This window comes from Thermodesulfovibrionales bacterium (assembly GCA_035622735.1).
GTDB lineage: Bacteria > Nitrospirota > Thermodesulfovibrionia > Thermodesulfovibrionales > UBA9159 > DASPUT01.
Window position 1 is genome coordinate 1 of the sequence record DASPUT010000138.1, and the last position, 10,047, is coordinate 10,047.

Below are 10,047 nucleotides of genomic sequence, written 5' to 3' on the forward strand. Positions count from 1 at the left end.
GTCTTCTGGCTGTCGATGATACCGGGAATCATCGCGGTGCTTCTCATCATCCTTTTCATCAAAGAGAAGCAAAGATCGTCTCCTCTCTCTTCGGAAAGGCCGAAATTGTCGTTGAGGCACTTTGACTGGAGATTCAAGTTCTTCGTCCTCATCGCAACGCTCTTCGCGGTCGGAAACTCGAGTGACGTCTTTTTGATACTCAGGGCCCGGCAGACAGGGATACCCTCGCACACGATACCGATGCTCTATCTGGTATTTAACGTTATTTACTCTTTATCCGCGGTCCCGGCAGGTATCGTGGCTGACAGATTCGGAAGGAAAAGGGTGATACTCGCCGGATTTATCCTGTTCGCTGTCGTCTATTTCGGGTTTGCGATGGTGGAGAGAACTGCGACGGTATGGGTATTGTTCGCGCTCTACGGAGTCTTCATGGGACTTACGGACGGCACGCAAAAGGCATTTCTTGCCGGCATGATACCGGCTGATTTCAAGGCAACGGCCTTTGGTCTCTATCACACCGCGGTCGGCCTCGCGATGTTTCCCGCAAGTCTCGCAGGCGGATGGCTCTGGGATCATTTTTCGCCGTCGGCTACTTTTTACTATGGGGCCTGCACGGCCTGTCTCTCATGTATTCTCTTCATCGTCTTTATGGCTGCGACGAGAGAATCACGGTAAAACAATAGCCGGGATCTTCCGACCCTACTGGATTTTTCAGAGAAGATTTCTTTAGAATGGTCTGGGCAACGGCAGAATTCCCTGCGAATCAGGCGCAGAAAGAGAGTCAAGTCATTCAGCGATATATCATCAAGAGGATCCTTCTCCTCATACCGCTCTTACTCGGTATTACGCTCCTCACGTTCTCCCTGACGAAGGCCCTTCCGGGTGACCCGGCGCTGAGCCTGATGGGGGAAAGGACAAAGCCCGAGGTGATCGAGAGGATCCGCAAGGAGCTCGGTTCCGATAAACCATTCTTCATCCAGTATTCGGGTTATATCAAACTCCTCCTGAAGGGTGAGTTCGGGCGTTCCTACTATACGAACAGAAAGGTCGCCGAGGACTTGCTTATCAAATTCCCTAATACCTTGCTCCTTGCTGTGGGTGCGATGACCATAGCGGTTCCCGCAGGCATCATCTTCGGTTTTCTCTCGGCTTTAAGGAGAGGAACCGTAATCGACCGGACGGTCTCGGTCTTGTCCGTTATCGGTTTGAGCCTTCCCGTATTCTGGTCCGGACTCCTCATCATGCTCTTCTTCAGTCTGAAGCTGCGGCTGCTCCCTCCGGCGGGCATGGGAGGCATACGGTTCCTCATTATGCCGGCGCTCACCCTCGCACTTCCGGCGCTCGCAACGCTGACGAGGATTTCACGCACGACGCTCATAGACCTCGTCCACATGCCTTATGTGAGGACGGCTCGAGCGAAGGGGCTGAGGGAAAAGAACGTTCTTTTCATTCATGTTTTCAAGAATGCCCTGCTTCCCCTTGTGACCGTGATCGGTCTCGATTTCGGGAGCTACCTGAACGGCGCGGTGCTCACGGAGACGATTTTCGCATGGGACGGCATCGGAAGGTACGCCATGGAAGGAATTATCAAACGGGACTATCCGGTGATTATGGGTTGCATCATTGTCGGCACGACGGTTTACGTCCTCATCAACCTCGCTGTCGACATCGCCTACCACTACCTCGATCCGAGAGTGAGGCTTTATGCGGATATTGAGTAAGGGTATCGTCGCCCTGCTGCTTCTCGTATCGGTCGCCTCAATCCTTGCTCCCATCATAGCGCCGTACGACCCTGATGAGATAAATCTCGATGAGCTGAAAATACCTCCGGACGCAAAACATCTCTTCGGCACCGACAATAAGGGCAGGGATATCTTCTCGCGGGTCCTCTACGGCGGAAGAATTTCCCTTTCCGTCGCTGTTGCGGCGGCTTTTCTCTCCATGGTCATCGGCCTTTTGATCGGCCTCGTATCGGGTTATCTCGGGGGGAGGACCGATACGGCGATCATGATCGTCGTTGACTTCATCCTCGCCTTTCCGTCGCTCCTCCTCGCAATAGGCGTGTCGGTGATCCTCCCGCCCGGTATCTATACCGTCATGATAGCGATTGCGTCCGTGGGCTGGGCATCCTTTGCGCGGCTTGTGAGAGGACATGTCTTGTCCTTACGGAGCGCGCCCTTCATCGAAGCGGCGACGGCGATAGGCTGCAGCTCGAGAAGGGTTCTCTTTGTGCACCTGCTTCCCCAATGCATTCCCCTCGTCATTGTTATGACCGGATTAAAGCTGGGAGGGTACATCCTTGCCGAGGCTTCCCTCAGTTTTCTCGGACTCGGTGCTCAACCCCCGGCGCCGAGCTGGGGCTCCATGGTGAGCGCAAACCGGGCCTTCATCGTTTCTGCGCCGTGGATGGTCATCTTCCCCGGACTTGCCATAACCGTGACATCGCTCTCTTTTAATATGCTCGGAGATATCTGGAGGGACAGGTACGGCCTCAAGATACAGGGGTAGACTAGTAGCCCCGGGTCTTTTCTTCCTCTTCCTGCTCGGTCTTGCAGGAAATGCACATCGTTGTTACGGGTCTCGCCTCGAGTCGCTTCATATCGATTACCTCGCCGCAGACGTCGCAGATGCCGAAGGAACCACTCTCGATCTTCTCTATCGCCTCTTCGATCTTCTTGAGCAGCCTTTGTTCTCTTCCCCTGAGACGCAACATAAAATTCCTGTCTATCTCCGCACTCGCCTGGTCGCCGAGGTCGGGAAAGATCGTCTGACCGGGCAGGACATTGAGTGCCTCTTCCGCTTCCGAGAGGAGCGCGACCTTCTGCTCGATCAGTTTTTTCCTTATCTCCTGGAGCATTCTTTCTCTCGGTGACAGCCTCTGTTTTTTTTCTGTCGCCGCCTTTCCCTGCGAACGAGTTAACGTTTTACCGTTGTTGATTACTTTGACCTTCTTGACAGGGGCAGTCCTCTTCGCGGAATCCGCTTTCTTCACGGATTTCACCGTCCTTCCGACCTTCACCGCAGCTGTAGTTTTCTGCTTTCCCCCAAGCTTCTTCTTTGAAGTCGTTGTCCGCCTCGAAGGACCCGCTGACGATGCCGCTTTCTTAGGGCTCTTGGCAGGCCTCTTCGACACGTTTTTCTTCTGTCCCTTCCGTGGTTTCTTGGTCGACATACCATCTCCTCGAAATAGAATTTTTAAAGCTACCATAAAAGAAGAGGCTTCGTCAACTGATTTGTCTCCCCGCAGATCACGCATTAATCTTTCCCGGCGGCTCCGTTTGTGATAAACTTTAGGGGGAACATTTTTTGGCCCTATGAACGTCATCATCCGGGACATAGCAGAAACGGGATATGCTTCCGACGCCCTTATTTTGCCGCTCTGCGAGGGGGAACATGCCGGTCTCTACAGAGAGATCGATGCTGCCCTCCATGGCCTCATCCAGGGGGTCAGATCATCCGGAGAATTCAAAGGAAAGCAGAATCAGACCTCCCTGCTCCATACGTCTGACCGGATAAAGCCCGCAAGGGTCCTCCTCGTCGGCCTCGGGAAAAAGGAAGAGGTGACGTCGGAGAAATTGCGACAGGCAGGGGGCAGAGCCGCCACATGCCTCTCGGATACGGGAGTAAAAAACGTCTCGCTCTCCTCTCGGTACATACTCTCCCTCAAGCGCTCACCGGAGCCCTTCATTGAAGGTTTCCTTCTTGCCCTCTACAAGTTCAGGAAATATAAGAAAGAGAACAACGGCAACGGCCCGGAAAGGCTTACCCTCTTGGGAAAGACGAACAAGTCACTGGTCGATTCGCTTGCATGGATCGAGTCCGTCTCGTCAGCTGTGCACTTCGCGCGAGACCTTGTCAACACGCCTTCGAATGATATGACGCCGTCGGCTCTTGCGAAGATCGCAAAGACACTGGCCAAGAACGGCGTATCGGTGAGGGTGCTCGGCAGGGCGGAAGCCAAACAGGAAGGGATGGGGGCCTTTCTCTCCGTTGCGCAGGGGTCTGATGAACCGCCAAAATTCATTGTTCTCACCTACCGGGGCGGGGTCGGGTCGCCGATCGTGTTCGTCGGCAAATCCATCACCTTCGACAGCGGGGGCATTTCGATCAAGCCGGGCGAAGGGATGGAAAAAATGAAGTATGACATGGCAGGCGGAGCCGTGGTGCTGGCTCTCATAAAGGTTGCGTCCGAAACAGCGCTTCCGGTCAATCTCGTCGGCATCCTTCCCGCGGCCGAAAACCTCCCCGGCGGCAGCGCATCCAAGCCCGGCGATATCGTCAGGACGATTACCGGCAAGACCGTCGAGATCATCAATACCGATGCAGAGGGAAGACTCGTCCTCGCCGACGGAATAGGGTATGCAAAAAAACTGAATCCGAGTGCTATAATAGATATAGCGACTCTGACCGGGGCATGCTCTGTCGCCCTCGGTAACGAGGCTGCCGCGATGATGGGCAACAGTAACGGTTTGATGAGCAGGTTAAAGACTATAGGAGACGAGACCTATGAACGGGTCTGGCAGATGCCCCTCTACGAGGAGTATCTCGACTATATAAAGAGCGACCCTGCGGATCTCAAGAATAGCGGGGGGAAGACAGGGTCTCTCGTTACTGCAGCGTATTTTCTCAAGGAGTTTGCGGGTGATACACCCTGGGTCCACCTCGATATCGCAGGGATCGCCTGGACCGACAAAGACAGACCGTACATCCCGAAAGGTGCCACCGGGATGGGGGTGCGACTCCTCTCGACGTTGTTAAAGGAGATGAAAGATGAAAATTTTTAAGATATCGGTATTCCTTGCTCTGTTCTTCATCCCTTCTCTTGCGTTCGCCTGGGGCCCGCTCACCCATATGTATCTGGGAAGCGAGGTCTTTTCGATCGCCTCTCTCTTGCCGGCCGGCGTCTATGCCCTCATCAGGAAGTACCGGCATGACTATCTCTACGGAAATCTCATGGCCGACATCATCATCGGCAAAAAGTTTCTTCCCGAGGATAAGAACCCCCATAGCTGGGAAATGGCGTTGAACCTCTTGGAGTCCGCCGAGACGGATCAGCAGAGGGCCTTTGTCCTCGGGTATATGAGTCATCTCGCGGCCGACACCGTTGCGCACGGGAAATTCATGGGGAAGAGGCGGAACCTGGGACATACCCTTGTGGAGATGCGAGCGGACAGCATTATCGACAGGAGGTACTGGTTTCAGGCGATGAGCATAGATAGGAAAGTCCAGTTGAGGAACGATCTCTTCCTCGAAAAATCTATTGATCGGGCCGTCTTCTCCTTTAAGACGAACAAGCGTATTTTCAGGGGTATGCTCTTGCTGTCATGCTTCAATCAGAAGAGGGTCGGCGACTTCATTCAGAGGAACTCCTACAATCCTACCATCCTCACAAAGAGGAATATTCAACGGCTTCACGAGAAATCCATCGACCGGATCATCGATATCCTCGCCAACGGTGAGAACTCGGAAGTACTGCAGAAAAATCCGATGGTGAGCAGGGTTCGGTGACCGTACAGTATCCTCTTCCTTGACCGTCTATGCGGGACATGTTGGGCAGGGAGAGTGCTGTCTCTGTTCCCGAGGCCCGGGAACGCATGACACGTCATGTCATCGCGGGCGAACCTCCTTCCGTCCTTACCACGCTTGATAAAGCCTACCAGAGAATTTTGTCTGAAGACGTGTTCTCTCCGGAAGACCTGCCTGGATTTTCCCGCTCCACCGTAGACGGCTTTGCCGTAACCTCTTCCGACACCTTTGGCGCTACGGAAGGATTGCCCGCTTACCTGAATGTCAGTCATGAAATCCTCATGGGAGAGGAACCCTCCTTCCGGCTTCTTAAGGGGACCGCTTCAAAAATCGCGACAGGGGGCATGCTCCCTCAGGGCGCCGACGCCGTTGTCATGCTGGAACACGCTCAGTATGCTGATGGAGGTCTGATCGAGGTCTTAAAGCCGGTAGCCCCCCGTGAGAATGTGATATCGGCCGGGGAGGACATGAAGAAGGGTGAAGTCCTTCTGAGGAAAGGTCACCAGCTCAGGTCTCAGGATATAGCCGCGCTTGCAGGGGTCGGCATCGAAGAGGTGAAGGTGTATGAAAAACCGAAGGTCTCGATTATTCTCACGGGTGACGAAATCGTTCCGCTGGGGCGTGCGGTGCGTCCGGGACAGGTCCGCGACATGAATTCATTCACACTTGCCGGCCTCATCAGGAAAAACGGCGGCATTCCTGTAAAGAAAGGTATCTGCAAAGATGTCTACGAAGAGATACGAAATGTCGTCCGGGAGTCCCTCGATGACTCCGACATGGTGCTCATCACCGGAGGGAGCTCCGTAGGCACAAAGGACATGACGGCAGAGATCATAGAAGGTCTCGGCTCACCCGGTGTATTGTTTCACGGAGTGACGCTGAAGCCGGGAAAACCAACGATCGGTGCCGTTGTTGACGGCACCCCCGTCTTCGGTCTTCCCGGTCATCCAGCTGCAGTGGCCGTCTGCTTCGAAGTTTTCATTCTGCCTGTGCTTCGCATGCTGACAGGCAGAGAGGAGAAGGAATATCAGGGACAGAAGAGAATCAGGGTCCGTCTCGCAAGGAATATCTCTTCGAGCGTCGGGAGAGAGGAACATGTCAGGATCGCCCTCGAGGAAAGGGACAATGAGTTATGGGCGGTGCCGGTCCTCGGGAAATCAGGCCTCATCAGAACCCTTGTGAAGGCCGATGGCACGATCGTCATCCCCGCACCGGTGAGAGGGCTGGAGGAAGGCGAAATGGTTGATGTCGTACTCTTTTGAAAGATCCTCGCGCCGAGAGATCTTCACTGCCATCTTTTCAAAGAGCCCTCGCCATGGTAAGTCCTCTTTTCAATCAATAGATCCGGCTTTGTCCCGTATCACCTTACTGCCCTGAGAATGCCGTTCAGTAAGGCAATCGGCGAGGGAGGACAGCCGGGAATAGAAACATCAACGGGTATGACCCTATCGATGCCGCCGAGGGATGCGTAGCTCTCTCCGAATATACCGCCGCAGCAGCCGCAATCGCCCACGGCAAGGACGAGCTTCGGGTCAGGGGTAGCGGCATAGGTCCTGCGCAGGGCTATCTCCATGTTTCGTGTCACAGGACCCGTGACCAGGAGCATATCGGCAAAACGGGGAGATGCCGTGAAGCGGATACCGTATCCTTCACAATTGTAGAGGGCATTGTTCATCGCGTGTATCTCAAGCTCACAGCCGTTGCATGAACCGGCGTCCACCTGCCTTATCGTGAGGCTCCCCCTGAATCGTCTCCTGATCGCCTCTTCCAGTTTCGCGCCGACTTCGTGTATGTCCGTCTCCACGTCCGGGAGAAGGGGTTCAGTCACGATGCCGGTGCGGAATATCTGGCGAAGTATCCTAATCATACGTCATGCCCCGAATAAGATTGATTAAAGCTCTTGTTGCAGAGCGGGAAATCGGGCACGATGTTGCCGTGGATTGCCTGCTCCAATCCAAGCCAACTCACGCTGGACGGGTCCCTCACCATGCACCGGTTCACTTCCCCCTTTGGGCCGGCCTGAAGCCAATAAATGATTTCGCCGCGCCAACCCTCGACCGCCGCAAAGCCTGAGACGCCAGGTGCAGGCGGTTCAACTACCGTTGAGATCTCACCGGAAGGCAGGTTTCTGATTATTTCGCGGATGATGCGAATCGATTCCCTTATCTCCTCGACCCTCACCCAGGCCCGGGCATGGACATCGCCCGATATCAGCACCGGCACGTTCACCCCGACGCGATCATAGGGAGGGAAAGGGTTCTGCAGCCTGCAGTCGAGGTTCAGGCCGCTTGCACGCGCCACGATGCCGACCACGCCGAGTTCCCTCGCCTTTTCAGGGAGGAGAATCCCCGTGTCCCTGACCCGGTCCTCAAGAGACGAGTTTTCATCGTAAATCACCGCGAGCCTTTCAAACTCCTTTGAGAGAATATCCATCTCGGCCAACAACGCTTCTTTGCCCTGAGCATTGATGTCTGCTGAAACGCCGCCGGGAACTACGCGGTCCATCATGAAGCGGTGTCCAAGAAGGATCCGGTTTGTGCGTACAAGCATCTCCTTGAGCATCATCGTCTGGTAGAGCATGAAGGCGAAGGCAGCATCGTTGCAGATGGCGCCGAGGTCGCCGAGGTGATTCGCGATCCTCTCTCTCTCAAGCATAAGTGCTCTCAACCAGTGCGCCCTTTCAGCGACGATCGCGCCGCTCATCGACTCCAGCGCCGTGCAATAGGCGAGTGCGTGCGCCACGGTGGTGTCTCCGGAAACGCGGCCGGCAAGCCTCGCCCCTTCCTGCCATGAGAGGGATTCAAATCTCTTCTCTATGCCCTTGTGGGCATAGCCCAGTCGTTCCTCGAGGTTGATTACCGTCTCGCCCACCGCCTGAAATCTAAAATGGCCCGGCTCGATGATACCCGCATGAACAGGGCCAACCGGTATTTCGTAGACTCCTTCTCCCTCGGCTCGCGCCCAATTATATTCCCCTTTCACCCTCGCCATCGGTTTTGATGCGTCAAAGGTCTTTCTCAGTGGCCATGCGTCCTCGGGCCAGTCCTCAAATTTTATCCAGGGCCTAAGATCAGGGTGCCCGAGGGGTGTAACGCCCATGAGGCTGTGCATCTGCCGTTCGAATCGATAGGCCGGAACGAATTTCTTTGTGAGACTCGGAAAAGTCGGATCATCGGCAGGGACTTCCGTCTTGACGATGAGATACTCCGAGCCCCACCGGTAACAGGCATATATGCCAAACCCCCTACCGAAGAGAGATTCGTCCGTTGCCCATTCCGCTGCGAGCAGGGCAAAAGCCTTCTTCATTGCCTTCGCCGCTTCGACAAACTTCTCCCTCGGGAGAATGCAGAAAATTACTGAAGAGGGGAACTGCCCCCCAGGGAATCTGACGTCCTCTCCGACTGACGCGACTAACGCATCTTTCAGTATGCTCATTTCAGCAACTCCACCGCCGCGTGGAACCATTGATTCAGGAAGTCAGGCAGATAAATCCCGACGGCGAAAACGAGCGTCATATGGAGGATTACCGGCACGTGCGCCACCTTCATCGGTTTTTGGTATGACGGCACATCCCCTGAGACCATGGGCTGGACCCTCCTGAATAGAGCGGCAAAAGCCACCCCGAGGCCGAGGAGGAGAAATGGCGTCCAGAGGGGAGCATCCTTAATCGTTGCCGTCAAGATGAGGAACTCGCTCGTGAATATCCCGAACGGGGGCATACCGACTATCGCCATCACCCCGAACATCAGCCCCCATCCGACTAAAGGATTGCCTTTGAAAAGCCCTTTTATCCTGTCGATCTCCTGAGTCCAATGCATCTGCGACGCATGGCCGACGGTGAAGAATATCGCCGACTTTGCGAGACTGTGCACAAGCATGTGAAGGAGAGCTCCGAATGTGGCTATGGGGCCTCCCAGGCCGAAGGCAAAGGTCGCTATGCCCATATGTTCTATGGAAGAATAGGAGAAGAGGCGCTTGATGTCTTTCTGCCGCAAGAGGGAAAATGCCGCAACGAGGATCGAAAGAATGCCGAAACCCATCATGATATCTCCCGCGTGATGACTGCGCGTCGAACCGTCCACAAGCACCTTGCAGCGCACGAGTGCATAGAGCGCGATGTTGAGCAGAAGGCCCGAAAGTACCGCGGAGATGGGGGTCGGACCCTCGCTATGCGCGTCGGGCAGCCAATTGTGGAGCGGCACAAGACCGACCTTTGTGCCGTATCCCACCATGAGGAAGACAAAAGCGAGCGACAATACCGTAGGTTCGAGACTTCCGCTCACCCTGCTCAGGTTCGTCCAGAGGAGGGCCTCGCCCCCTTCTCCAAGGACCTTTTCGGCAGCGAAATAGAGCAGCACCGTCCCGAAGAGGGCCTGTGCGATGCCTACGCCGCAGAGGATGAAATACTTCCATGCAGCCTCGATCGCCGTAGGTGTGCGGTACAGCGATACGAGAAGGACCGTCGAGAGCGTGGCGAGCTCCATCGCGATCCAGAGTATGCCGACGTTGTTGGTGAGAAGA

At 55.0% G+C, this 10,047-nt stretch carries 10 protein-coding genes; 6 read left to right on the plus strand and 4 right to left on the minus strand.

Annotation, left to right across the window (positions count from 1 at the left end; translation table 11 throughout):
• The 3 genes from VEI96_07445 to VEI96_07455 form a co-directional block, all read left to right on the plus strand.
• A partial coding sequence (locus VEI96_07445) for an MFS transporter (GenBank protein HXX57821.1) occupies positions 1-675 on the plus strand: 675 nt, incomplete at its 5' end.
• Positions 676-731: 56 nt separating this feature from the next.
• Complete coding sequence (locus VEI96_07450; GenBank protein HXX57822.1) at positions 732-1,721, plus strand: ABC transporter permease; 990 nt, start codon at positions 732-734, stop codon at positions 1,719-1,721.
• The gene (locus VEI96_07455; GenBank protein ID HXX57823.1) at positions 1,705-2,508 is read left to right on the plus strand and encodes an ABC transporter permease; all 804 of its coding nucleotides are present in this window, start codon (positions 1,705-1,707) and stop codon (positions 2,506-2,508) included. Before VEI96_07450 ends, VEI96_07455 begins: the two co-directional genes overlap by 17 nt.
• Position 2,509: 1 nt before the next feature.
• On the opposite strand, the gene VEI96_07460 is transcribed toward VEI96_07455, so the two are convergent.
• Positions 2,510-3,172: a TraR/DksA C4-type zinc finger protein gene (locus VEI96_07460; protein ID HXX57824.1), complete on the minus strand. Its 663-nt coding sequence runs from the start codon at positions 3,170-3,172 to the stop codon at positions 2,510-2,512.
• A gap of 142 nt (positions 3,173-3,314) precedes the next feature.
• Here VEI96_07460 and VEI96_07465 point away from each other — a divergent pair, with 142 nt between their 5' ends.
• From VEI96_07465 to glp, 3 genes are read left to right on the plus strand one after another with little or no spacing between them, the layout of a single operon-like run.
• Positions 3,315-4,784 carry a leucyl aminopeptidase gene (locus tag VEI96_07465; protein HXX57825.1) on the plus strand — a complete coding sequence of 490 codons (1,470 nt, stop codon included), beginning with the start codon at positions 3,315-3,317 and terminating at the stop codon, positions 4,782-4,784.
• Positions 4,771-5,508 (plus strand): zinc dependent phospholipase C family protein, encoded by a 738-nt coding sequence (locus tag VEI96_07470; GenBank protein ID HXX57826.1) that lies wholly within the window; start codon positions 4,771-4,773, stop codon positions 5,506-5,508. The genes VEI96_07465 and VEI96_07470 overlap by 14 nt, the downstream gene beginning before the upstream one ends.
• 38 nt (positions 5,509-5,546) lie before the next feature.
• Positions 5,547-6,788, plus strand: a complete 1,242-nt coding sequence (gene glp / locus VEI96_07475; GenBank protein HXX57827.1) for a gephyrin-like molybdotransferase Glp — start codon at positions 5,547-5,549, stop codon at positions 6,786-6,788.
• Between the two features lie 98 nt (positions 6,789-6,886).
• Here the strand turns inward: glp and nuoB are convergent, their stop codons facing one another.
• The 3 genes from nuoB to VEI96_07490 all read right to left on the minus strand — a co-directional run.
• Positions 6,887-7,393, minus strand: a complete 507-nt coding sequence (gene nuoB / locus VEI96_07480) for an NADH-quinone oxidoreductase subunit NuoB (GenBank protein ID HXX57828.1) — start codon at positions 7,391-7,393, stop codon at positions 6,887-6,889.
• Positions 7,390-8,961, minus strand: a complete 1,572-nt coding sequence (locus VEI96_07485) for an NADH-quinone oxidoreductase subunit C (protein HXX57829.1) — start codon at positions 8,959-8,961, stop codon at positions 7,390-7,392. Before VEI96_07485 ends, nuoB begins: the two co-directional genes overlap by 4 nt.
• A partial coding sequence (locus VEI96_07490) for a hydrogenase 4 subunit F (GenBank protein ID HXX57830.1) occupies positions 8,958-10,047 on the minus strand: 1,090 nt, incomplete at its 5' end. The genes VEI96_07490 and VEI96_07485, both read right to left, overlap by 4 nt.

Excerpts from the sequence above, each read along its gene's own strand:
- VEI96_07470 (HXX57826.1), top strand. The coding sequence starts at position 4,771 with ATGAAAATTTTTAAGATATCGGTATTCCTTGCTCTGTTCTTCATCCCT.
- VEI96_07485 (HXX57829.1), bottom strand. The coding sequence starts at position 8,961 with ATGAGCATACTGAAAGATGCGTTAGTCGCGTCAGTCGGAGAGGACGTC.
- VEI96_07450 (HXX57822.1), top strand. The coding sequence starts at position 732 with ATGGTCTGGGCAACGGCAGAATTCCCTGCGAATCAGGCGCAGAAAGAG.
- VEI96_07455 (HXX57823.1), top strand. The coding sequence starts at position 1,705 with ATGCGGATATTGAGTAAGGGTATCGTCGCCCTGCTGCTTCTCGTATCG.
- nuoB (HXX57828.1), bottom strand. The coding sequence starts at position 7,393 with ATGATTAGGATACTTCGCCAGATATTCCGCACCGGCATCGTGACTGAA.
- VEI96_07460 (HXX57824.1), bottom strand. The coding sequence starts at position 3,172 with ATGTCGACCAAGAAACCACGGAAGGGACAGAAGAAAAACGTGTCGAAG.
- glp (HXX57827.1), top strand. The coding sequence starts at position 5,547 with ATGTTGGGCAGGGAGAGTGCTGTCTCTGTTCCCGAGGCCCGGGAACGC.
- VEI96_07465 (HXX57825.1), top strand. The coding sequence starts at position 3,315 with ATGAACGTCATCATCCGGGACATAGCAGAAACGGGATATGCTTCCGAC.